Source organism: Variovorax sp. OV700, assembly GCF_900099805.1.
In the GTDB taxonomy this organism is placed as follows: Bacteria; Pseudomonadota; Gammaproteobacteria; order Burkholderiales; family Burkholderiaceae_C; genus Variovorax.
This window is the reverse complement of the sequence record NZ_FNDR01000014.1, coordinates 117,576-138,561: the sequence shown is the minus strand read 5'-3', so window position 1 is coordinate 138,561 and position 20,986 is coordinate 117,576. Positions and strand designations below refer to the sequence as shown.

Here is a 20,986-nt window from a genome sequence, read left to right as displayed (position 1 = left end):
GGCCACCCGCGTGACCGCCGACACCCGCCTGCTGCCGCTGATCGCCAACCGGGATCTCGATGCACCCCTGGCCTGGCGTGCCGGCGTGCCGGTCAGCACGCGGCAGTTCCTGGCCGACGTGGCCCGCTTTGCGCCGGTGCTGCCGGCGGAGGGGAAAGCCGTCAACCTGTGCGTCGACCGCTACGCCTTTGCCGTCAGCCTGGCGGCTGCGCTGGTGCGCGGCCATGCGAGCCTCCTGCCGCCCGACACGCGGCCCGACACGCTGGCGCGCCTGCTCGAATCCGGCGGATCGAAGCTTTTCGCGCTGACCGACGACGCCGGACTCGCCACGCCCGGCATGCCGCGCGTGCTGATCGAGGACCGCTCCAGCCCCGAAGGCGGCGACGGCCTCGAGGTACCGCTCATCGACGGTGCCATGCACGCGGTGAGTCTGCTGACTTCCGGCTCCACCGGCGTGCCCCAGCCGCACGCCAAGAGGTGGGACACGCTGGTCGGCGACGTGGCGGTGGCGGTGGAGCGGCTCTCCAGCCTGCTCGGGCTGCCGTCGCTCGCCGGCCTGACGCTGGTGGCAACCGTCCCGGTGCAGCACAGCTATGGGCTGGAATCGTCAGCACTCCTGGCCATGCTCGGCGGCGCCGCGTTTGAAAGCGGGCGGCCATTCTTTCCGGCCGACGTGGCCAAAACCCTGGCATCGGTGCCGCGTCCGCGCGCGCTGGTCACCACGCCTTTCCATCTGAAGACGCTGCTGCTGTCAGGGATTGAACTGCCGGCGGTCGACCTGATTCTTTCCGCCACCGCGCCGCTGTCGCCGCAACTTGCGGCCCAGGCCGAGCAGGCGCTCGGCGGCGTGCTGATCGAAATCTACGGCAGCACCGAATCGGGCCAGGTCGCCACCCGCCGCACCACCCAGAGCGAAATCTGGGAGAACTTCGGCGATATCCGCGTGCATGCCGAGTCAGGCGAGGGCGACGGCCCCGAGCGCTTCATCTTCAGCGGCGACTTCCTGCCCGAGCCCACGCCCATGGCCGACGTGCTCGAACTGCTCGACGAGCGCCGCTTCCGGCTGTTCGGCCGCGCCAACGACCTGATCCACGTGGCGGGCCGGCGCAGTTCGCTCGCGCATCTGAACTATCACCTCAACAGCATTGCGGGCGTGGAGGACGGCGCGTTCTGGCTGCCCGACGAAGTGGCCGACGGGGTGGTGCGCCCCGTTGCCTTCGTGGTGGCGCCCACGCTCTCGGCCGGCGAAATCATCGCGGCGCTGCGCCAGAGGCTGGAGCCGGTGTTCGTGCCGCGCCGCGTGGTCCAGGTGAAGGCCTTTCCGCGCGAAGGCACAGGCAAGCTCACGGTACGGGCACTGCGCGAATTCGCGCTCGCACAGCTTGCAGACGACACCACCCCGGTGCAGCTCGCCCATGCGGTGCCCATCGACCATCCGGCATTCGCCGGCCATTTTCCGGGTCAGCCGCTGTTGCCGGGCGCGCTGATTCTGGCCGAGGTGATGGAAGCCATGCAGCGCGTGCCCGCGCTGGTCGCGCGCCTCGGCAGCCATCCCACGCTGGCGGCCGCCAAGTTTCTCGCGCCCGTGCGGCCCGGCAGCATGCTCTCGATCGAGCTGCATCCCGAGTCCGGCGGCTCGCGCGGCGTGCGCTTCGACGTGCGCTGTGACGGCGTGGTGGCTGTCACCGGCCGCTGGGCCGCCGTGCAAGAGTCCGCGTGATGAAGCACACCGATGCCGAAACGCGCGCCGTGAACGACGCAGCGCAAGCGGGGCACCGCGGCGACTGGGCGCACACGCCCGAGCGCAGCAACATGCTGGCCCTGCGTCTCATCTGCCTTGTGGCGCTGGTCTGTGGGCGCCATTTGACGCGCCTGCTGCTGCCGCCGATCAGCCTGTACTTTCTCTTGTTCGCGCCCGCGCCGCGCCGCCACATCAAGCGCTACCTGTTCAGGGCCATCGGTCCGCAGGCCGGCTGGATCGACGGCTACCGCCTGCTGCATGCCTTTGCCTCCACCGTGCTCGACCGCGTGTATTTCTTGCGCGGGCGCATGAATCTGTTCGACGTGAAGGTGAAAGGCAACCCCGCGCTGGAAGCCGAGGCGCTGGGCGGACGCGGCGCCTTCCTGCTGGGTGCGCACGTCGGCAGCTTCGAGGCGATGGGCGCCTGCAAGCAAAAAAGCGAGCACAAGCAAGAGCTTCGGCTCGCAATGTTGATGTATCCCGACAATGCGCAGCGCATCACGGCCATCCTCAACGCCATCAGCCTGCCCGAACTGCGGCCTCACGTGATCGCGCTGGGTCGCCCGCATTCGATGCTCGCGCTGCGCGACTGGCTCGATGGCGGCGGCCTCGGCGGCATGCTCGCCGACCGCACCCTGCCGGGCAGCGAAGACCAGCCGGCGCAGCAGCGCGGCAACACCATCGTGCTGCCGTTCCTCGGCCAGCCAGCAAGCTTCAACGACGGCCCGTTCCGTCTTGCGGCGCTGCTGCGGCGCAAGGTGTTCTTCATGGCCGGCCTCTATGGCGGCGGCGCGCGCTACGATGTTCAATTCGACCTCCTGGCCGACTTCGGCGAGCGGTCAATCGACGCCGCCGAGCGGGAACGCCGTATCCAGGCGGCGGTCGAAGCCTACGTGACACGCCTGGAAGCGCTGTGCCGCGCCTATCCGTACAACTGGTTCAACTTTCATGATTTCTGGCTCGAAGATTCGGTTTGACTGGCTGTGCAGGAGCTTGCTGCTGGCACTGGCCTGCTGTGCCGCGCCGGCCTGGGCTCTCGACCTGCCCGAGCTGATGGGGCTGCTTTCCAAGCAGAAAAGCGGCGAAGCCCGCTTCACCGAACAGCGCTTCGTGCACGGCCTCGAAGGCCCGCTCGATTCGCGCGGCACACTGAGTTTCAACGCCCCCGACAAGCTGGTGCGGCGCACCTTGTCGCCACGCGAGGAGACGATGGCGGTCGAAGGCAACACACTCACGCTGTCGCGCGGCGGCCGTAACCGCACGCTGACGCTCGACAGCATGCCCGAACTGCTCGGCCTGGTCGAAGCCATGCGCGGCACCCTGAGCGGCGACGGCACGACCTTGCAGCGGTATTTCCGCAGCACGGTGAGCGGCTCGGCCGCCAACTGGACGCTCGACCTGCTGCCGGCCGACAGCCGGCTTGCCGCCCAGGTGCGCAGCATCCGCATCAGCGGGCGCGCCAGCGAGGTGATCGGCCTCGAAATGGAATTCGTCGGCGGCGACCGCTCGGTGATGAACATCACGCCCGAACGCCCGGGCGCCGCCGGACGCACCACGCCGTGAGGGCACCCGAGACCGGCGAAGGCCCGCCGAGCTGGCGGCGCCGGGCGGTGGTGCTGCTGGTCTGGGCCCTGGTCCTGCTCGGCGGCGCGCTGCAGATCGCGCGCACGCACTTCAGCGCCGATCTCTCGGCCTTCCTGCCCAAGAGCCCCGACGTTCGGCAGCAGGTGCTCATCGAGCAGTTGCAAAGCGGCGTGGCGTCGCGAACGCTGATGCTCGGCATCGAAGGCGGTGCCAGCTTGGAGCAGCGCGCCGCGGTATCGCGCGCCGTCGCCAAGGCGATGCGCGAAAGCAAGCTGTTCGACTTGATCCAGAACGGCGACACCGGCGACTGGAGCGAAGCCGGCACCTGGGTATTCGAGCACCGCTACCAACTCTCGCCCGGCGTGCGGCCCGAGCAGTTCACGGTCGCCGGCCTGCGTGACGCGATCTACGAAACGCTGTCGATGCTGGGCACGCCGGCCGGCAATGCGATCAAGCCATTGCTCGACCGCGATCCGACCGGCGAAACGCAGCGCATCGCGGTGGAGCTGACGCCGGCCAGCGCGCCGCGCAGCGAGAACGGCGTCTGGATGTCGCGCACCGCGCCCCGCGCGCTCATGATCGCCACCACACGCGCGGCGGGCAGCGATCTCGATGCGCAGGCCGTGGCCATTGCGCGGGTGCAGGCGGCCTTCGACGCCGCAACGCAGGGCATGGCCGAGGCTGGCAGGCCGAAGCTGCTGCTGAGCGGGCCGCCCGTGTTCTCCGTGCTGAGCCGCGACAAGATCAAGACCGAGGCCATTCACCTGGCCATCGTCGGCGGCATCGTGATGGGCGGCCTGCTGCTGCTGGCGTTCGCCTCGCCGCGCGCGCTGGTCATCGCGTTCCTGCCGGTGGCCACCGGCGTGGTGGTGGGGACCGCCGCGGTGAGCGTGGTTTTCGGCTCGGTGCACGGCATGACGCTGGGCTTCGGCAGCACGCTGATCGGGGAGACGGTCGACTACGCCATCTACTACCTGATCCAGGCCCGCGGCGCCGCCGTGGCCGGCACCGGCTGGGCCCGCTGGCGCGAGGTGCATTGGCCCACCGTGCGGCTCGGGCTGCTGACCTCGGTGTGCGGTTTCGCGGCTCTGGTGTTCTCGGGATTTCCGGGCTTGGCGCAGCTGGGTGTGTTTTCCATCGCGGGGCTCGTGGCTGCCGCGCTGGCCACGCGCTATGCGCTGCCCATGCTCGCGCCCGATGGCGCCACCGGCATGGGCATGCGCAGGTACATGGCGCACGCTGCCGGCGTGCTAGTGCGCGGCCTGCCGCGCCTGCGCTGGGTGCTGGCCGGGCTTGGCGCCGCCGCGCTGGTGATCGTGATCTGGCAGGGCGGCCATCTCTGGCGCGCCGACCTCGGTGCGATGAGCCCGGTGCCCAAGTCGGCACAGCAACTCGACGAAATGCTGCGTGCCGACATCGGAACTGGCGACGGCGGAACGCTGGTGGTGGTCTACGGCGCCGATGAAGAAACGGCATTGCGCAACACCGAAGCCGCCACGGCGCGGCTCGAGACGCTGGTCGACAAGGGAGAGCTCGGCGGATTCGAGGCCGTCACCCGCGTGCTGCCGAGCGTGGCGACGCAGGCGGCCCGCCTGGCCAGCCTGCCCGAGAGCGAGGCGCTGCGCGCCCGGCTGGCCGAGGCCACGCAAGGCTCACCGCTCCCGGCCACGCGCCTCGGGCCTTTCCTGGCCGACGTCGAGGCCGCGCGCAAGCTGGCGCCGGTGCGGCGCGCCGACCTGACCGGCGGGCCGCTCGGTTCTGTGGTCAACACGCTCATGTACCAGCGCCCGGGAGGCGGCTGGTCGACGCTGGTGGTTCTGCATCCTGGTCCGAACTTCAATGCGGGCCGGCTCGAAAGGGCGCTGGCGGGTGTGCCCGAAGTGCAGGTGGTCGACGTCGGCCGCGAACTCGCGGGGCTCTATCAGCGCTATCTGCACGAGGCCTTCGTGCAGGTGCTGCTCGGCGCGCTGGCCGTGGTGGTGCTGCTCGGCATTTACCTGCGTTCGGGCAAGCGCCTGCTCGCGGTGTGCCAGCCGTTGGTGGTCGCGGTGGTACTCACGCTGGGCGGCATGGCCGTGCTTCAGGTCCCGCTGGGCATCCTGCACTTGGTAGGGCTGTTGCTGATCGTGGCGGTGGGCTCCAACTACGCGCTGTTCTTCGACCAGCTGCGCGTGGCCGGGCGCGCCGACGAGGACACGCTGGCCTCGCTGATGCTGGCCAACCTGACCACGGTGGTCTCCTTCGGGCTGATTGCGATCTCGGACATCCCGGCGCTGTCGTCGATCGGCCGCGTGGTCGCACCGGGTGCCTTGCTGGCCTTGCTGCTGTCGGCCGCATTTGCCCGGCGGGTGGCATCGCCGCCCGCGCACGGCTGATGGGACAATCCCGCGCCATGTCTTCCGCTTCTGCCGCACCGTCCGAATCCTGGCCCTGGCCGCCGGCCATCCGCGCCAGCGCGGCCTGGCACGTGGCGGCCATCGGTGCGGGCGCGCTGGTGCCGGGCGCCATGCCCTGGGCCATCGGCGCCATCGTGCTGAACCATGCGCTGATCACCGGCGCGGGGCTCACGCCGCGCAGCAGCCTGCTGGGGCCCAACGTCACGCGGCTGCCTGAAGCGGCCGGCGCCCGGGGTCAGGTGGCGATCACCATCGACGATGGCCCGGACCCCGAGGTCACGCCCAAGGTGCTCGACCTGCTGGACGCACACGGCCAGCGTGCCACCTTCTTTTGCATTGCCGAACGCGTGCTTGCGCACCCGGCATTGGCGCGCGAGATCGTGGCGCGAGGCCACAGCATCCAGAACCACACTGCGCGCCATCGGCACAATTTTTCCTTTCTCGGCCCCCGCGGTTTTGCCAGCGAGATTGCGCGCGCGCAAGACATCCTGGCCGAAACCACCGGCCAACGGCCCACCTGTTTCCGCGCACCGGCCGGTTTGCGCAATCCGTTCCTCGAGCCGGTGCTGCACCGGCTCGGCCTGTCGCTGGTGAGCTGGACGCGCCGCGGCTTCGACACGCGGGAAGGCGACCCTGCCAAGGTCATGGCGCGCCTCGGCCGCAATCTGCAGGCGCGCGACATCCTGCTTCTGCACGACGGCAATGCCGCGCGCACTCCTGAGGGAATCCCCGTGTTGCTGGAGGTATTGCCCTTGCTTCTCGAACGTTTGCGCGCCGGCGGACTGCGCGCCGTCACCTTGCCGGAAGGCCTTGAACCATGAGCGCTGTGCCGCCTTTTTCCACCGACACCGCCTGGCGCGAGCTTCACGAGGATGCCACCGTTCCCTACAAGAAGGGCGGCAGCTTCGCCTGGCATTTCGCGCGTGGCAAGCTGGGGCGCGACCCGGTGTTTCGCGGGCTGCTCGAACGCGGCCTGATCGACTCGGCGCATCGCCGCGTGGTCGACATCGGCTGCGGGCAAGGGCTTTTCGCGAGCTTGCTGGCGTCGATGAGCCGCATGCAGGCGCATGGCCGCTGGCCCTCGTCCTGGAAGCCCACGCCGACGGCGGCCGACTACACCGGCATCGAACTGATGCCCAAGGACGTGGCGCGCGCTGCGGCCTCCATCGGGCATCTGCAACCGGCGCCACGGCTGCTTTGCGCCGACATGTGCACGGCACCGCTGCCCGAGTGCGACCTGGTCGTGATTCTCGACGTGCTGCACTATGTCGACATCGACGCCCAAGACAGCGTGCTGCAGCGCGTGCGCGACGCGTTGCGGCGCGGCAGCAATACGAATGCCCGGCTGCTGCTGCGCATTGGCGACGCGTCGAGCAAGCGCGGCTTCGCCATCAGTCAGTGGGTCGATCGCACCGTGACGCGCATTCGCGGCCACAAGGTGTCGCCCACCTGGGGCCGCCCGCTGGCCGACTGGGTGGCGGTGCTGCAGCGGCTGGAGTTTCGCGTGCAGAGCATTCCGATGAGCGAAGGCACGCCCTTTGCCAACGTGCTGCTCGTGGCCGACCTGCAGCCCGCCGCGTGACCATGGTCCCGGAGACGCTCGACCGTGCCGGCATTGCCGAGCGCATTCCGCACAGCGGCAGCATGTGCCTGCTGGAGCGGCTCGATCGCTGGGACGCCGAGTCCATCCATTGCAGCACCCGCACACACCTGCACCCGGACAATCCGTTGCGGACGGCGGGTGGGTTGCTTGCGCCCAACGCCATCGAGTACGCGGCCCAGGCCATGGCCCTGCACGGCGGCCTGCTGGCGGCCGAGGGGAGCACGCCGTCGGCCGGGTTCCTTGCGAGCGCGCGCAATGTGCGCTTCTCGGTTGCGCGGCTTGAGACCGTCGACGGCGCGCTGCAGGTGCAGGCGCGGCGCCTCTCGGGCGACACGAACCAGATCCTCTATGAATTCGCGGTGAACGACAGCGCTGGGCGTGTACTGGCCGAAGGCCGCGCCGTGGTGGTGCTGAACACGCCGCTTGCAACCGGAGCCACGACGCCATGAGTCCCGCCCGGCCGCCCGAAGGGACTCGCACCACAGCCCGCAGGGCGGAGGTTTACCCATGACTCTTGAAGGAAAACGCGCGCTGATCACCGGCGCCAGCGGTGCCTTGGGCGCAGCCATGGCAGAGCGCCTGGCGCGCGACGGCGCCACGGTGCTGCTGCATGCCAACTCGCGCCCCGAAGCGGTGGAGCAACTGGCGACTGCCATCGTGGCCGCGGGCGGCAAGGCCGAGTGCCACGTGTTCGACCTGCGCAGCGACGACGCCTGCCGGGTGGCGTGCGAACGCATGCTCGAAAGCGGGCCTGTGCAGATCGTCGTCAATAACGCGGGCGTGCACGACGACGCCGTGCTGCCCGGCATGCGCGCCGAGCAGTGGCACAAGGTCATCGACGTTTCGCTTAACGGATTCTTCCGTGTGACACAGCCGCTACTGCTGCCGATGATGCGCACGCGCTGGGGCCGCGTTCTCAACATCTCCTCGGTGTCGGCACTGACCGGCAACCGCGGGCAGGTCAACTATGCCGCGGCCAAGGGCGCACTCAACAGCGCGACCAAGGCACTCTCGCTCGAAGTGGCGTCGCGCGGCGTGACCGTCAACGCGATTGCGCCGGGCATCATCGCCTCGCCAATGGCCGATGCGGCGTTCGATCCCGCCGTGGTCAACCAGATGGTGCCGATGAAGCGTGCCGGAACGCCGCAGGAAGTGGCGGCGCTGGCTTCTTTTCTGGTGAGCGACGAGGCGGCCTACATCACGGGGCAGGTGATCTCGATCAACGGCGGGATGATCTAGCCGCCGCCGAGTTCATGTCAGGCCTGAAAGGGCGGCAAGCGCCTGGCCTTGCGCCACAGCAGCCCAGGCAGGCGCAAGACGAACTCGATCATCAGCCGCGTGTGCATCCACGTCAGCAGCACGTTGTCGCGCCCATAGCGAAAGTGCGACACCCCGCCTTCCTCGGCCGTCAGGTATTTCACCGGTGCATCGATGTTCACCGGCTTGACGCCGCGCCAGGCGAGCCGAACGACGGCTTCGGTGTCGAAGTCGAAGCGGCGCATCCACGGCTGCTTCTGCATTACAGCAATGAGGTCAGCCACGGGGTACACGCGAAACCCATAAAGCGAATCGCCCACGCCGGCAAACAGGGTTTCGAGCTGGGTCCAGCCGTTGGACACGCGCCTTCCGCGCACGCGCAGCAACGGGGCGGAGGCATCGAACACCGGGCGGCCCAGCACCATGGTTTCGGGTCGGACCTGCGATGCGTGCATGAAGGCGGGAATCAAATCGGCCGGGTGCTGGCCGTCGGAATCCATGGTCAATGCATGCGTGAAGCCGGCCTTGCGCGCTTCGCCGAGGCCGTGCAGAACGGCCGCGCCCTTGCCCTGGTTCTGCGGCAGCAGCCACACCCGCAGACCCGGGTCGCTGGCGGCCATTTGCTGCAGGCGCTCGCCCGTGCCGTCGGTGCTGCCGTCCACCACCACCCAGACCGGATTCCACTGAGCGCGCGCCGCTTGGACCGTCGAGAACAGGCGTTCGCCCGTGTTGTAGCTGGGAATCAGGACAAGGTGTGTGCGCGAGGCGTCTGGCATGCGGGGGACGCGTCGGTGGCGCGCTGTTCCATGTTTTGGCGAAAGTATTGTTCCAGCTCCGATTGCAGCACGTGGCTGTCCGGAAGCGGCGCGAACCGTTCGCCCAGCCGCAGCTTGAAGACGATGGGCAGCGGCGGCACGCGCCACAGCGGCCAACCCTTGCTGAGATAGGGCGAGTCGGTCTCGATGAACACGGTCTGGATCGGCGCCTGTGCGAGCTTGGCGATCAGCGTCACGCCGTGGCCGAAGGGGTTGACCGGCGGCGTTACCGTGCGCGTGCCTTCGGGAAAGATCACCAGCTGGCCGCCGTTGCGCAAGTCGGCCACGGCCAGCCGCACCATGGTGCGGGCCGACTCGTTGCTGATGTAGCGCGCGAGCCGCGCACCAGCGCCAAGGAAGATGTTGTGCAGCAGGTCGGCCTTCATGATGCAGGCGCTGCGCGGCAGCCGCGCCACCAGCAGCAGAGCGTCGAGCATCGTGGGATGGTTGGCGACGAAGATCACGCCGGGCTCGTTGCGCATCGGGTCCAGGCAGCTGGCGTCGATGCGCATCATCCCGGTCACGGAGGCCAGGCCCCAGAACATGCGGTACGCAAAGGCGATGGTCAGCCGTCCCAGCGTGCGGGCCGGCGCCTCCGGCATCACCGGATAAAGCAGCATGGCGACGAAATTCCAGGCCAGCGAAATGAGGCCGAGGAAAAGCAGCAGCGCGTAGAGCATCAACGCGAGTGGAATGGCCGTGAGAATGCGCAGCACGCGGGTCATCGACATGGGGTCGCCGGTCCGATCGATCGCAGCGGGTCAGGCCCGCAGGCGACCCGGCGCGACCGCATGGGCTTCGATCTCGACCAACAGGTCGCTGCGGCAGATGTCCGCCTCCAGGTAGACAGCGTGGCGGATCAGCGGCGCGCCGACGCCGAGCGCGCTCTCGATCACGCCGCGCACCTTGTCGGTGTCCGCCGGATGCCGCACGTAGACCACGCAGTCGAGCGTGGCGAGCGAGAAAGCTCCCGAGACGTGGGTCACCTGCCCGTTGGCGGCCGCGATGACGGCTTCGAGATTGCGCAGCGTTTCGCGGGTTTGCTCCAGCACGTCGCCGTGATGAACGGTTTCGTGGCCCACGATGCTCGCGGTGCCCGAGATGAACAGCGCCACCTCGCCATTGCCGATGTCGGCCAGCGCGGCGCGCGAGAAGGTGGGCGAGCGCGGCCCGTAGGTTTCCGGGTAGCGGTAGGCCGAGACCTGGCGCGGGTTTTCGACTGGCAACGGTGCCTTTCGGCCGGCCAGGAAGCGGATCGACAACGCACCCTGGTGGATGCCCAGCGCGCAAGCCGCCGGCGCTCCCTCGAAGGCGGCGCGGCCGGCCTCGAAGAAGGCTTCCTGGCGCCCGAGGTTGAACTGGCGGTAGCGCTCCAGCCCGCCGCCGTCGGCATTGATCTGCGGCAGGTAGTTCCAGATGCGCAGCAGGTGCGGTGTGGCGGCCTGGTCCAGCGTCTTGAACAGATCGCGATAGGCGCGGTGGGCAATTTCGGCGAGGTTGTGTTCTTCCGCGGATTCGTCGATATCGATGGCGCCGAGCAGCCAATGGCCGTCGGTGCGCCAGCGCGCGATGCCGGTGGTGCCCGACTCGACGTTCGCACCGGCCACGTGCCATACGTCGGCCATGGCACCTTGCGCCGAAAGAACGCGTGCGTTGACCGTTGGCATCCACGCCAGCTCGTGCGGTGTGCCGTAGCCGAGCGCCGCAAAAGGCGCGGCACCGTTCGCGGCCAGCGCGAGGCAGGCGGGCAGTGAAAGGCGCTCGACGCGCAGATGTGAGGTTTCGCCCTGGACTTGCACGGTCAGCCGGCCTCGACGATGGTTTCCGGTTTGCGGGCCATGTATTCGGAGAAGACACCCAGGCTTGCGTGCCGGCGCACGTCGGTGAAGCCGGCGGCGCGCAGTGCCTCCAGCACGCGTTCTGGCGGGATGCAGGCCTCGATGGTGTCCCAGTAATAGCGCCACAGCTCCGAGGTATTTGAGCGGCGCCCGACCACGCGGGCTATCAGCGGCACCACAGCGCGCATGTAGCCTTTGAGCAGCGCAGTGGCGATGCGGCCGTTCGGCTTGGTGATCTCGAGCACGACCAGGCGTCCGCCGGGACGCAGCACGCGGTGGAACTCGCTGAAGGCGGCCGCCACGTCGCTGATGTGGCGCATCGCATAGCCCATGCTCACGAAGTCGCAACTGGCGTCGGGGCGGGGCAGCGCCTCCGCCACGCCGGGAACCAGCTCCACGCCCGGCAGGTCGATCTGTTCCATCATGCCCACGCTGGGATCGACGCCCACCAGCCGGCCCGCCGGGCCGATGATCTTGAGCGCCTCGCGGGCGACCAGCCCGGTGCCGATGCCGACGTCGAGCACCTGCGCACCCTGGGCAAGCCCGGCCTGCGTCAGGGCCTCCCGCCGGTAAGACGGACCGGTGCCGAACGCGAGCACGCTCTCGATCCGGTCGTAGTCGGCGGCGGTGCTATCGAAGATGCGGCGCAGGAATGCCTGGTGCTCTGCCTCGTTCTTGTAGTACAGGGGCAAGGGGGTGTGCGGCGGCAGGGTGGTCGGATTCCCGGGCCCGACGGAAGGCGATGGCGTCATCGGGGGATTATCACCAAAAGGGAGCGCCGCCTCGGCGCCGACTCGCCAGCCGTTGTGTGCGCCGGACAGTAAACTCGGAGCCTGCTTTGAAAACACAAGACTGCGAGATAGAAAGCCATGGCCGGACATAGCAAATGGGCAAACATTCAGCACCGGAAGGGCCGCCAGGACGAGAAGCGCGGCAAGCTCTGGACGCGCGCCATTCGCGAAATCACGGTGGCAGCGCGCGCCGGCGGGGGTGACCTGAGTGCCAACCCCCGGCTGCGGCTGGCGGTCGAAAAAGCCAAGGCGGTCAACCTGCCGATCGACACTGTCAAGCGCAATATCGACAAGGCCACCGGCAATCTCGAAGGCGTCAATTACGAAGAAATTCGTTACGAAGGGTACGGCATTGGCGGCGCGGCGATCATCGTCGACACCATGACCGACAACCGCGTGCGCACCGTGGCCGAGGTGCGCCATGCCTTTTCCAAGCACGGCGGCAACATGGGAACGGAAAACTCGGTGGCGTTCCAGTTCAAGCACTGCGGCCAGATCATCTTCGCGCCCGGCACCGATGAAGACAAGGTCATGGAAGCCGCTCTCGAAGCAGGCGCCGAAGACGTCGTCACCGATGACGACGGCGCCATCGAGGTGATCACGGCCGTCGCCGATTTCGAAACCGTCAAGAACGCGCTCGAGGCCGCCGGCCTCAAGCCCGAGGTGGCCGAGGTCACCATGCGGGCCGAAAACACGATCGAACTGATCGGCGAAGACGCCGCCAGGATGCAGAAGCTGCTCGATGTGCTCGAAGACCTGGACGATGTCCAAGAGGTCTATCACAACGCCGCACTTTCCGAATGAATGAATGACCATTGATCCACAGCGAATGAAGAAGGCCCACGAATGAAGGTACTGGTAATTGGAGGAGGGGGCCGGGAACACGCATTGGCGTGGCGGCTGGCGCAGGCCAGCCGGGTCAGCCGCGTGTACGTGGCGCCGGGCAACGGCGGCACCGTGAGCGACGAGCGCTACGACTGCATCGACATCAGCGAGCCCGCCGCGCTGCGCGAATGGGCCACCAAGGAAAAGATCTCGCTCACCGTCGTCGGGCCCGAAGCGCCCCTGGCGGCCGGCGTGGTGGATGAATTCCGCGCCCACGGCTTGCGCATCTTCGGCCCCACGCGGGCGGCCGCGCAGCTCGAGAGCTCCAAGGCGTTCTCCAAGGCGTTCATGAAGCGCCACAAGATTCCGACGGCCGAGTACGAAGCCTTCACTGATGCGGCCGCCGCACACGCCTACATCGATGCCAAGGGCGCTCCCATCGTCGTCAAGGCCGACGGCCTGGCCGCCGGCAAGGGCGTGGTGGTGGCCATGACCGCGCAAGAGGCGCACGAGGCGGTCGATTTCATGCTGGTCGACAACAAGTTCGGCGTGTCGCACAACGATGGCGGCGCGCGCGTCGTGATCGAGGAATTCCTGCAGGGCGAGGAAGCCAGCTTCATCGTGCTGTGCGATGGCAAGAACGTGACCGCGCTGGCCACCAGCCAGGACCACAAGCGCCTGCTCGACAACGACGAAGGGCCGAACACGGGCGGCATGGGCGCGTATTCGCCCGCACCGGTCGTCACGGCCGAAGTGCATGCGCGCGCCATGCGCGAAATCATCCTGCCGACCATTCGCGGCATGGAAAAAGACGGCATCCCATACACGGGCTTCCTGTACGCCGGTCTCATGATCGACGCAGCCGGGCACCCGAAGACGCTCGAATTCAATTGCCGCATGGGCGACCCCGAAACGCAGCCGATCATGATGCGGCTGAAGTCCGACCTGTTCGAAGTGTTCTGGCACGCCACCGACGGCACGCTCGACCAGGTCGAGCTGCAGTGGGACCGGCGCGTGGCGCTTGGCGTGGTGATGGCGGCGCACGGCTATCCGCTCTCGCCGCGCAAGGGCGACCGCATCACCGGCATTCCGCCAGAAGCGCCGGATGCCGTGGTGTTCCACGCTGGCACCACGCAGCAAGACGGCGAGCTCAAGACCAGCGGCGGCCGCGTGCTGTGCGTGACCGCGCTGGCCGACAGCGTGAAGCTGGCGCAGCAGCGGGCCTACGAAGTCGCCGCGCGCATCAATTTCGACGGCGCGCAATACCGCAAGGACATCGGGCACCGCGCGGTCCACGCGCGCGGCACTCCCCACGCCTGATGCAACAGACTAATCCCGCAGCGGTCGGCGACTACCTGCGCAAGTTGCAGCAGGACATCGTCGCTGCGGTTGAAGCGGCAGATGGTGGCGCCTGCACGCGAGACGCCTGGCTGAAGGAACCCGGTGAGGCGCTGCAAGGCAGCGGCCTCACCTGCATCCTCGAGGGCGGTAAGCTTTTCGAGCGTGCGGGCTGTGGCTTCTCGCAGGTACGCGGTGCGAAGCTGCCGCCATCGGCCACGCAGAACCGGCCTGAACTCGCGGGCGCGCCGTTCGAGGCCATGGGTGTTTCGCTGGTGTTCCATCCGCGCAACCCCTATGTGCCCATCGTTCACATGAACGTGCGCATGCTGGCTGCGCTGCCTGAGGGCAAAGACCCTGTGTGCTGGTTCGGCGGCGGCATGGACCTGACGCCCTGCTACGGTTTCGAAGAAGACGCGGTGCACTTTCACACCACCTGCCGCGATGCGCTCGCCGCCTTCGGCGACGACAAATATCCGCGTTTCAAGACCTGGTGCGACGAGTATTTCTTTCTTAAGCACCGCAATGAGCAGCGCGGCATCGGTGGCATCTTCTTCGACGACTTCGCCGAGGGCGGATTCGAAAATGCCTTTGCAATGCTGCGCGCCGTGGGCAATGCCTTCCTGCCGGCCTACCTGCCCATCGTCGAGCGCCGCCGCGCAACGCCCTGGGGCGAGCGCGAGCGGGCATTCCAGCTCTACCGGCGCGGACGCTACGTCGAGTTCAATCTCGTGTGGGACCGCGGCACGCACTTCGGGCTGCAGTCGGGCGGGCGCACCGAATCGATTCTGCTGTCGATGCCGCCGCTCGCAAGCTGGGCCTACCGTCAGCAGCCGGAGCCGGGCAGCCCCGAAGCCGTGCTCTACAGCGATTTCATCGTGCGGCGCGACTGGTTGTGAACCCTCCTGCCAGCAAGTCACCCCCGCGCATCGGCATTTTCGGCGGCGCCTTCGACCCGCCGCACAACGCCCACGTGGCATTGGCCGAGGCGGCGCTTTCGCAGCTCAGCCTGGCCGAACTGCACGTCATACCCACGGGGCAGGCCTGGCACAAGAGCCGGGCGCTGACGCCGGCGCAAGACCGTCTTGCAATGACGCGGCTGGCTTTTTCGGGGCTGAAGGGAACGGTGGTGGTCGACAGCCGCGAAGTGCTGCGCGATGGCCCCACCTACACGCTCGACACCCTGCATGAATTGCAGCGGGAGCAGCCCGGAGCCCAGCTGGTCCTGATCATGGGTGCCGACCAGGCCAGCGCCTTGCCGAAGTGGCACGGCTGGCAGGCTATACTCGGCATTGCTATTGTTTCTGTAGCGTATCGCGCATTATCGACGGGCGGCACTGCTCGTTTTGATCCGAAGATGCTGCCCGGCCTTCCGGCTGGCGCGCGTTTCGAAGCGCTCGAACTGCCGGTTATGGACACCAGCGCCACCGATATACGGCGGCGTGCGGCGCTTGGCGAGGACATTTCCTCGCTGGTTCCGCCAGCCGTTGCACGCTATATTGACCAACACCACCTTTACCGCCCTGCCTGATGACCACTGAAGCCGCCGCCAAGAAAGACACCCAAAAACTCCAGCGAGCCATCATCGATGGACTCGAAGACGTCAAGGCGCAGGACATCCAGGTTTTCGACACAGAGCATCTCTCACCGCTGTTCGAACGCGTGATCGTTGCCTCGGGCACCTCCAATCGCCAGACCAAGGCGCTGGCCGCCAGCGTTCGCGATGCGGTGCGAGAGGCTGGCTTCGGCAAGCCGCGCATCGAGGGCGAGGACAACGGCGAGTGGATCATCGTGGACTGCGGCGCGGCTGTCGCGCACATCATGCAGCCCGCTATCCGCCAGTACTACCACCTCGAAGAGATCTGGGGCGACAAGCCAGTGCGCGCCAAGCTCGGCGGCACCAAGCCGGCCCTTGCAACCGCCGCCAAGGTCATCGACGAGAAAAAGCCGGTGGTAGCCAAGATGCCCAACCTGCGCCGTACCAGCGCGGCCAAGACTGCCATCCGCGCGGCCGAGCAGGAAGCCAAGGCCGAGAAGGCCAGCCGCAGCCCGGCCAAGAAAACCGCCGCCAAAAAGGCGCCGGCAAAGAAGACCACGACGGCGCGCGTGCCGGTCAAGGTGGTCGGCAAGCCGGCCGCGAAGAAGCCCGCGGCAAAGAAGGCGCCTGCCAAGAAGGCGCCTGCCAAGAAGGCGCCAGCCCGCCGCGCATGAAGCTCCTGGTGGTCGCCGTCGGGCAGCGCATGCCCGACTGGGCTCAGACTGCCTGGGACGACTACGCCAAGCGCTTCCCGCCCGAGCTCAAGCTCGAGCTGCGGGCCGTGAAGACCGAACCCCGCGGTTCCAAGTCGCTCGAAACCATCTACGCTGCCGAACGCGAGCGCATCGAAGGCGCCATTGCCAGGGGCATGCGCATTGTGGCGCTCGATGAGCGCGGCACCTCGCTCACCACCAAGGCGCTGGCCTCGCGCCTGCAAGCCTGGCAGGGCGAGGGCGACGACGTCGCCCTCGTCATCGGCGGCCCCGACGGCCTCGACCCCGCCTTCAAGGCCGCAGCCCACGAACGCATCCGCCTCTCCGACCTGACCCTGCCGCATGCGATGGCGCGCGTCCTGCTCGTGGAGCAGTTGTACCGGGCCTGGTCGGTCAACGCGGGCCATCCGTACCACCGGGAATGACACCAGACTTCATCTACCTTGCGTCGCAGAGCCCGCGCCGCGCCCAGCTGCTCGGCCAATTCGGCATTCGCCACGAGCTTCTCCTTGCTGGCCCTGAAGAAGATGCCGAATCGCTCGAGGCGGTCCTGGTCAACGAATCTCCCACCGCCTACGTACAGCGCGTCACTGCGCTCAAGCTCGATGCCGCAGTGGCGCGGCGTAAGCGCCTCGGACTCGCCGATGCGCCGGTGCTCTGCGCCGACACCACGGTGGCCCTCGGCCGCAGCATCCTCGGCAAGCCCGACGATGCACGCGATGCCGAGCGCATGCTGGCACTCTTGTCGGGCACCACGCATCGCGTGCTGACCGCCGTGGCGCTGCAGCATGGCCGCCGCCGCCATGCGGCACTCAGTGTTTCGCGCGTGCGCTTCGCCACCATGACCAGGAAGCAGGTCGCGCGCTACGCGGAAAGCGGCGAGCCGCTCGGCAAGGCCGGCGCCTATGCGATCCAGGGCGCGGCGGCCGCGTTCATCGAGCACATCAGCGGGTCCTATTCGGGCATCATGGGACTCCCGATGTTCGAGACCGCGCAGCTTCTTCGCAGCGCCGGTTTCAATACCTGAGAATTCCAATCCCATGCAAGACATCCTGATCAACTGGTCCCCGCAGGAGACCCGTGTGGCGCTGGTCGAGCACGGCGCGGTGCAAGAGCTGCACGTCGAACGCACGTTGGAGCGCGGGCTGGTCGGCAACATCTACCTGGGCAAGGTGTCGCGCGTGCTGCCGGGCATGCAGTCGGCCTTCATCGACGTCGGCCTGGAACGCACGGCCTTTCTGCACGTGGCAGACATCGTGGCGCCGTTCACGCCGGGCTCGCGCCCCAGCACACCGGCACCCGAGCGCGACCACCGCAATGGCGGGCCGATCGTGCCCATCGAGAAGCAGGTGTTCGAAGGCCAGTCGCTGCTGGTGCAGGTGATCAAGGACCCGATCGGCACCAAGGGCGCGCGGCTGTCGACGCAGATCAGCATTGCCGGCCGGCTGCTGGTGTTTCTGCCGCAGGACAACCACATCGGCGTTTCGCAGAAGATTCCTTCGGACCAGCGCGAATCGTTGCGCACGCGCATGCTCGCGCTGATCGAGGCGGCCGCGGCGGCCGACAGCGGCGGCGTGGTGCCCGCCAACACGGGCGGCTTCATCCTGCGTACCAACGGCGAAGACTCGTCCGATGCCGAACTGGCCGAAGACATTGCGTATCTGCGCAAGACCTGGTCGCGCATCCGCGAAGCATCGAGCAAGATGCCGCCAATGTCGTTGCTGCACCAAGATTTGAGCCTGCTGCAGCGCGTGCTGCGCGACATGACCAGCGAAGACACGCAGACCATCCGCATCGATTCGCGCGAACAGTTCGAGGTGCTGCTCAAGTTCGGGCTCGAATACATGCCGCAGGCGGCCGGCAAGCTGCAGCACTACAAGGGCGAGCGGCCGATCTTCGACCTGTATTCGGTCGACGAGGAAATTGCCAAGGCTCTGGGCAGGCGAGTTGAACTCAAGTCGGGCGGCTACCTCGTGGTGGACCAGACCGAGGCCCTCACCACGGTGGACGTGAACACCGGCGGCTTTGTCGGTGCGCGCAACTTCGACGACACCATCTTCAAGACCAACCTGGAAGCGGCGCAAGCCATTGCGCGGCAATTGCGGCTGCGCAACCTGGGCGGGATCATCATCGTCGACTTCATCGACATGGGGCGCGACGACCACCGCGAACAGGTGCTGGCCGAGTTCCGCAAGCAGCTCGCGCGCGACCGCGTCAAGACCACCGCCGGCAGCTTCTCGCAGCTCGGGCTGGTCGAGATGACGCGCAAGCGCACGCGCGAATCATTGGCCCACATGCTGTGCGAGCCGTGCGTTGCGTGCAGCGGGCAGGGCATCGTGAAGACCGCGCGCAGCGTGGCCTACGACGCCATGCGCGAGATATTGCGCGAGGCGCGGCAGTTCACGCCGCGTGAATTCCGCATCGTGTCGTCGCCGCAGGTGATCGAGCTGTTTCTCGACGAGGAAAGCCAGCATCTGGCGGGGCTGAGCGATTTCATCGGCAAGCCGATCTCCTTGCAGTCCGAGCCGGCCATCGGGCAAGGCCAGTACGACATCGTCCTGCTCTGAGCCCCTTCAGAGCGTGGGGTCCTGGCCCGGAGTCGCGCTGCGCACGGCCAGCGTCTGCAGACGGGCATAGAGCCCGTCAAGCGCCATCAATTGCGCGTGGCTGCCTTGCTCGGCGACGCGGCCTTGCTCCATCACGATGATGCGGTCGGCATGCTGGATGGTCGAGAGCCGGTGCGCGACGATCAGCGTGGTGCGGTTCTGCATCAGGCGCTGCAGGGCATCCTGCACCAGCCGTTCCGATTCCGTGTCGAGGGCCGAGGTGGCTTCGTCGAGCAGCAGGATGGGCGCGTTCTTGTAGAGCGCGCGTGCGATGGCCAGGCGCTGGCGCTGGCCGCCCGACAGCTGCGTGGCATTGTGGCCAAGCACCGTGTCGACGCCGTCCGGCAGGCTCTCGACGTGGCTCGCGAGGTTTGCGGCCTCTATGCATTGCTGCACCCGCGCGCGATCGATTTCGGAGCCCAGCGCCACGTTGGCGGCCAGCGTGTCGTTGAGCATCACCACGTCCTGGCTCACCATGGCGAACTGCGCGCGCAGGCTCTTGAGCTCCCATTCGCTGGTATCGTGGCCGTCGAGCAGCACCTGCCCGCCGCTGGGCAGCACGAACCGCGGCAGCAGATTGACCAGCGTGGTCTTGCCCGAACCCGAGGGGCCGACGAAGGCCACCACCTGGCCCGGCTCGATGGCCAAGTTCACGCCGTCGAGCGCGCGGGCTTCGTCCTCGCCGCGGTAGCTGACCTTCACGTCGCGAAGCTCGATGCGACCCTGCGCATGTTCGATGCGGAAACTGCCCTGCGGCTCGGGGGCCACGTCGTCGATGAGCACGAGGCCGCGTTCGAGTGCCGCAAGGCCGCGCGTGATCGGCGCGGCCATGTCCGCCAGGCGGCGGATCGGTGCGATCAGCATCAGCATGGCCGTGATGTAGGCGACGAATCCGCCCACCGTCAGTCCCTGTTCGCCGCTCTGCCATAGCGCGATCATCACCACGATCGACAGCGCGAGCGACGCCATCATCTGCGTGAGCGGCGTGGTGGCCGCCTGCGCGATGGTCGACTTCACGGCCAGCCGGTTCAGGCGCTGGCTCAGTTGCTCGAAGCGCTCGCCCTGCGCCGCCTCGGCCCCGTGCAGCCGCACCATGCGGTGCGCGAGCACGTTTTCTTCCACCACGTAGGCCAGCTCGTCGGTGGCCTGCTGGCCCTGCTGCGTCAGGCGATAGAGGCGCTTGGAGAACACCTTCATGATCCACGAGATGCTCGGCACCAGGAAGGCGACGATGAGCGTGAGTTTCCAGTTCAAATAAACGAGGTAGGCGAGCAGCGCAATCAGCGTGAAGCCGTCGCGCGAGAGCCCGAGCAGTGCCTGCACCAGCAGCATGGAGCCGGTCTGCACCTCGTACACCACTGTGTTGGAGAGTGCGCTGGCCGATTGGCGCGAGAACAGGGCCAGCTCCGCGCCCAGCAAGCGCTCGAACAGCACGCGGCGCAGCCGCTGCATGCCTTCGTTGGCAATGCGCGAGAGTGCATATTGCGAAATGAACTGGGCAATGCCGCGCACCGCGAACAGCAGCAGCACGGCGGCCGGCACGATCCACAGCGCCAGCTGTCCGCGGTTGAAGCCGCGGTCGAGCAGCGGCTTCAGCAGGGCGGCCATCAGCGGCTCGGTGATGGCCGCCAACAGGGCGCCGACGAGCCCGACGGCCCACCAGTGGCGCGAGCCGCCGAACCAGGTCATGAGTCGCGCCATTCGGCGCAACAGGGGAGGGCGCGCGGTCTCGCTGCCGGGGGATGCTTGCATGGCGGCGGATTCTACGGGGGCCCCGGCAGGCGCCTTGAAGGCCGCGCTGTAGGACGGCACCGACCGATACACCTTTTGTGATTACGCGGCCAAACCAGTGTGTAACATGTGGCCCGTCGCACGTGGGGAGAACTTTTTACCCCGAAACATCTCCGAACCGCATGATCAAGCCGTTGTCAGTTTCCATTCC

At 67.6% G+C, this 20,986-nt stretch carries 21 protein-coding genes; 16 read left to right on the top strand and 5 right to left on the bottom strand.

Annotated elements, in window-relative coordinates:
• Positions 1 to 10: 10 nt before the first annotated feature.
• The 8 genes from BLR24_RS26060 to fabG are packed head-to-tail and all read left to right on the top strand — an operon-like array spanning position 11 to position 8,563.
• Positions 11 to 1,720, top strand: a complete 1,710-nt coding sequence (locus tag BLR24_RS26060; protein WP_093022837.1) for an ApeI family dehydratase — start codon at positions 11 to 13, stop codon at positions 1,718 to 1,720.
• Positions 1,720 to 2,718: an acyl-CoA synthetase gene (locus BLR24_RS26055; protein WP_093022835.1), complete on the top strand. Its 999-nt coding sequence runs from the start codon at positions 1,720 to 1,722 to the stop codon at positions 2,716 to 2,718. Before BLR24_RS26060 ends, BLR24_RS26055 begins: the two co-directional genes overlap by 1 nt.
• The gene (locus BLR24_RS26050; protein ID WP_093022833.1) at positions 2,690 to 3,304 is read left to right on the top strand and encodes a LolA-related protein; all 615 of its coding nucleotides are present in this window, start codon (positions 2,690 to 2,692) and stop codon (positions 3,302 to 3,304) included. The genes BLR24_RS26055 and BLR24_RS26050 overlap by 29 nt, the downstream gene beginning before the upstream one ends.
• Entirely contained in the window at positions 3,301 to 5,700 is a 2,400-nt protein-coding gene (locus BLR24_RS26045) for an MMPL family transporter (RefSeq protein WP_093022831.1), read from the top strand. Before BLR24_RS26050 ends, BLR24_RS26045 begins: the two co-directional genes overlap by 4 nt.
• Positions 5,700 to 6,542 carry a polysaccharide deacetylase family protein gene (locus BLR24_RS26040; RefSeq protein ID WP_093022829.1) on the top strand — a complete coding sequence of 281 codons (843 nt, stop codon included), beginning with the start codon at positions 5,700 to 5,702 and terminating at the stop codon, positions 6,540 to 6,542. Before BLR24_RS26045 ends, BLR24_RS26040 begins: the two co-directional genes overlap by 1 nt.
• Complete coding sequence (locus tag BLR24_RS26035; RefSeq protein ID WP_093022827.1) at positions 6,539 to 7,303, top strand: class I SAM-dependent methyltransferase; 765 nt, start codon at positions 6,539 to 6,541, stop codon at positions 7,301 to 7,303. Before BLR24_RS26040 ends, BLR24_RS26035 begins: the two co-directional genes overlap by 4 nt.
• 2 nt (positions 7,304 to 7,305) lie before the next feature.
• The gene (locus BLR24_RS26030; RefSeq protein ID WP_175543349.1) at positions 7,306 to 7,773 is read left to right on the top strand and encodes a hotdog family protein; all 468 of its coding nucleotides are present in this window, start codon (positions 7,306 to 7,308) and stop codon (positions 7,771 to 7,773) included.
• Between the two features lie 58 nt (positions 7,774 to 7,831).
• On the top strand, positions 7,832 to 8,563 hold the full coding sequence (gene fabG / locus BLR24_RS26025; RefSeq protein ID WP_093022823.1) for a 3-oxoacyl-ACP reductase FabG: 732 nt from the start codon (positions 7,832 to 7,834) through the stop codon (positions 8,561 to 8,563).
• A 17-nt stretch (positions 8,564 to 8,580) separates the two neighbouring features.
• Here fabG and BLR24_RS26020 read toward each other — a convergent pair whose 3' ends face one another.
• Genes BLR24_RS26020 through BLR24_RS26005 form a run of 4 tightly spaced genes read right to left on the bottom strand, consistent with a single transcriptional unit; the run spans position 8,581 to position 11,986 of the window.
• Positions 8,581 to 9,357, bottom strand: a complete 777-nt coding sequence (locus tag BLR24_RS26020; RefSeq protein ID WP_093022821.1) for a glycosyltransferase family 2 protein — start codon at positions 9,355 to 9,357, stop codon at positions 8,581 to 8,583.
• The gene (locus BLR24_RS26015) at positions 9,324 to 10,127 is read right to left on the bottom strand and encodes a lysophospholipid acyltransferase family protein (protein WP_254787576.1); all 804 of its coding nucleotides are present in this window, start codon (positions 10,125 to 10,127) and stop codon (positions 9,324 to 9,326) included. The genes BLR24_RS26020 and BLR24_RS26015 overlap by 34 nt, the downstream gene beginning before the upstream one ends.
• A 30-nt stretch (positions 10,128 to 10,157) precedes the next feature.
• Positions 10,158 to 11,195: a chorismate transformation FkbO/Hyg5 family protein gene (locus tag BLR24_RS26010; RefSeq protein ID WP_093022819.1), complete on the bottom strand. Its 1,038-nt coding sequence runs from the start codon at positions 11,193 to 11,195 to the stop codon at positions 10,158 to 10,160.
• A gap of 2 nt (positions 11,196 to 11,197) precedes the next feature.
• Positions 11,198 to 11,986 (bottom strand): class I SAM-dependent methyltransferase, encoded by a 789-nt coding sequence (locus BLR24_RS26005; protein ID WP_093022817.1) that lies wholly within the window; start codon positions 11,984 to 11,986, stop codon positions 11,198 to 11,200.
• A 117-nt stretch (positions 11,987 to 12,103) separates the two neighbouring features.
• Here BLR24_RS26005 and BLR24_RS26000 point away from each other — a divergent pair, with 117 nt between their 5' ends.
• Genes BLR24_RS26000 through rng form a run of 8 tightly spaced genes read left to right on the top strand, consistent with a single transcriptional unit; the run spans position 12,104 to position 19,005 of the window.
• The gene (locus BLR24_RS26000) at positions 12,104 to 12,829 is read left to right on the top strand and encodes a YebC/PmpR family DNA-binding transcriptional regulator (protein WP_093022815.1); all 726 of its coding nucleotides are present in this window, start codon (positions 12,104 to 12,106) and stop codon (positions 12,827 to 12,829) included.
• 42 nt (positions 12,830 to 12,871) lie between these two features.
• Positions 12,872 to 14,170, top strand: a complete 1,299-nt coding sequence (gene purD, locus BLR24_RS25995; RefSeq protein ID WP_093022813.1) for a phosphoribosylamine--glycine ligase — start codon at positions 12,872 to 12,874, stop codon at positions 14,168 to 14,170.
• Positions 14,170 to 15,087 (top strand): oxygen-dependent coproporphyrinogen oxidase, encoded by a 918-nt coding sequence (gene hemF / locus BLR24_RS25990; protein WP_093022811.1) that lies wholly within the window; start codon positions 14,170 to 14,172, stop codon positions 15,085 to 15,087. Before purD ends, hemF begins: the two co-directional genes overlap by 1 nt.
• Positions 15,084 to 15,719: a nicotinate (nicotinamide) nucleotide adenylyltransferase gene (gene nadD / locus BLR24_RS25985; protein ID WP_093022809.1), complete on the top strand. Its 636-nt coding sequence runs from the start codon at positions 15,084 to 15,086 to the stop codon at positions 15,717 to 15,719. The genes hemF and nadD overlap by 4 nt, the downstream gene beginning before the upstream one ends.
• Positions 15,719 to 16,399 carry a ribosome silencing factor gene (rsfS, locus tag BLR24_RS25980; protein WP_093022807.1) on the top strand — a complete coding sequence of 227 codons (681 nt, stop codon included), beginning with the start codon at positions 15,719 to 15,721 and terminating at the stop codon, positions 16,397 to 16,399. The genes nadD and rsfS overlap by 1 nt, the downstream gene beginning before the upstream one ends.
• Positions 16,396 to 16,863: a 23S rRNA (pseudouridine(1915)-N(3))-methyltransferase RlmH gene (gene rlmH, locus BLR24_RS25975; protein WP_093022805.1), complete on the top strand. Its 468-nt coding sequence runs from the start codon at positions 16,396 to 16,398 to the stop codon at positions 16,861 to 16,863. The genes rsfS and rlmH overlap by 4 nt, the downstream gene beginning before the upstream one ends.
• Complete coding sequence (locus BLR24_RS25970) at positions 16,860 to 17,465, top strand: Maf family protein (RefSeq protein WP_093022803.1); 606 nt, start codon at positions 16,860 to 16,862, stop codon at positions 17,463 to 17,465. The genes rlmH and BLR24_RS25970 overlap by 4 nt, the downstream gene beginning before the upstream one ends.
• Positions 17,466 to 17,478: 13 nt before the next feature.
• Entirely contained in the window at positions 17,479 to 19,005 is a 1,527-nt protein-coding gene (rng, locus tag BLR24_RS25965) for a ribonuclease G (RefSeq protein ID WP_093022801.1), read from the top strand.
• 6 nt (positions 19,006 to 19,011) lie between these two features.
• Here the strand turns inward: rng and msbA are convergent, their stop codons facing one another.
• Entirely contained in the window at positions 19,012 to 20,796 is a 1,785-nt protein-coding gene (msbA, locus tag BLR24_RS25960) for a lipid A export permease/ATP-binding protein MsbA (protein WP_093022800.1), read from the bottom strand.
• Positions 20,797 to 20,986: the final 190 nt, after the last annotated feature.

Excerpts from the sequence above, each read along its gene's own strand:
- BLR24_RS26055 (WP_093022835.1), top strand. The coding sequence starts at position 1,720 with ATGAAGCACACCGATGCCGAAACGCGCGCCGTGAACGACGCAGCGCAA.
- BLR24_RS26050 (WP_093022833.1), top strand. The coding sequence starts at position 2,690 with ATGATTTCTGGCTCGAAGATTCGGTTTGACTGGCTGTGCAGGAGCTTG.
- BLR24_RS26040 (WP_093022829.1), top strand. The coding sequence starts at position 5,700 with ATGGGACAATCCCGCGCCATGTCTTCCGCTTCTGCCGCACCGTCCGAA.
- BLR24_RS26035 (WP_093022827.1), top strand. The coding sequence starts at position 6,539 with ATGAGCGCTGTGCCGCCTTTTTCCACCGACACCGCCTGGCGCGAGCTT.
- BLR24_RS26030 (WP_175543349.1), top strand. The coding sequence starts at position 7,306 with ATGGTCCCGGAGACGCTCGACCGTGCCGGCATTGCCGAGCGCATTCCG.
- fabG (WP_093022823.1), top strand. The coding sequence starts at position 7,832 with ATGACTCTTGAAGGAAAACGCGCGCTGATCACCGGCGCCAGCGGTGCC.
- BLR24_RS26020 (WP_093022821.1), bottom strand. The coding sequence starts at position 9,357 with ATGCCAGACGCCTCGCGCACACACCTTGTCCTGATTCCCAGCTACAAC.
- BLR24_RS26015 (WP_254787576.1), bottom strand. The coding sequence starts at position 10,127 with ATGTCGATGACCCGCGTGCTGCGCATTCTCACGGCCATTCCACTCGCG.
- BLR24_RS26005 (WP_093022817.1), bottom strand. The coding sequence starts at position 11,986 with ATGACGCCATCGCCTTCCGTCGGGCCCGGGAATCCGACCACCCTGCCG.
- BLR24_RS26000 (WP_093022815.1), top strand. The coding sequence starts at position 12,104 with ATGGCCGGACATAGCAAATGGGCAAACATTCAGCACCGGAAGGGCCGC.
- purD (WP_093022813.1), top strand. The coding sequence starts at position 12,872 with ATGAAGGTACTGGTAATTGGAGGAGGGGGCCGGGAACACGCATTGGCG.
- hemF (WP_093022811.1), top strand. The coding sequence starts at position 14,170 with ATGCAACAGACTAATCCCGCAGCGGTCGGCGACTACCTGCGCAAGTTG.
- rsfS (WP_093022807.1), top strand. The coding sequence starts at position 15,719 with ATGACCACTGAAGCCGCCGCCAAGAAAGACACCCAAAAACTCCAGCGA.
- rlmH (WP_093022805.1), top strand. The coding sequence starts at position 16,396 with ATGAAGCTCCTGGTGGTCGCCGTCGGGCAGCGCATGCCCGACTGGGCT.
- BLR24_RS25970 (WP_093022803.1), top strand. The coding sequence starts at position 16,860 with ATGACACCAGACTTCATCTACCTTGCGTCGCAGAGCCCGCGCCGCGCC.
- rng (WP_093022801.1), top strand. The coding sequence starts at position 17,479 with ATGCAAGACATCCTGATCAACTGGTCCCCGCAGGAGACCCGTGTGGCG.
- msbA (WP_093022800.1), bottom strand. The coding sequence starts at position 20,796 with ATGCAAGCATCCCCCGGCAGCGAGACCGCGCGCCCTCCCCTGTTGCGC.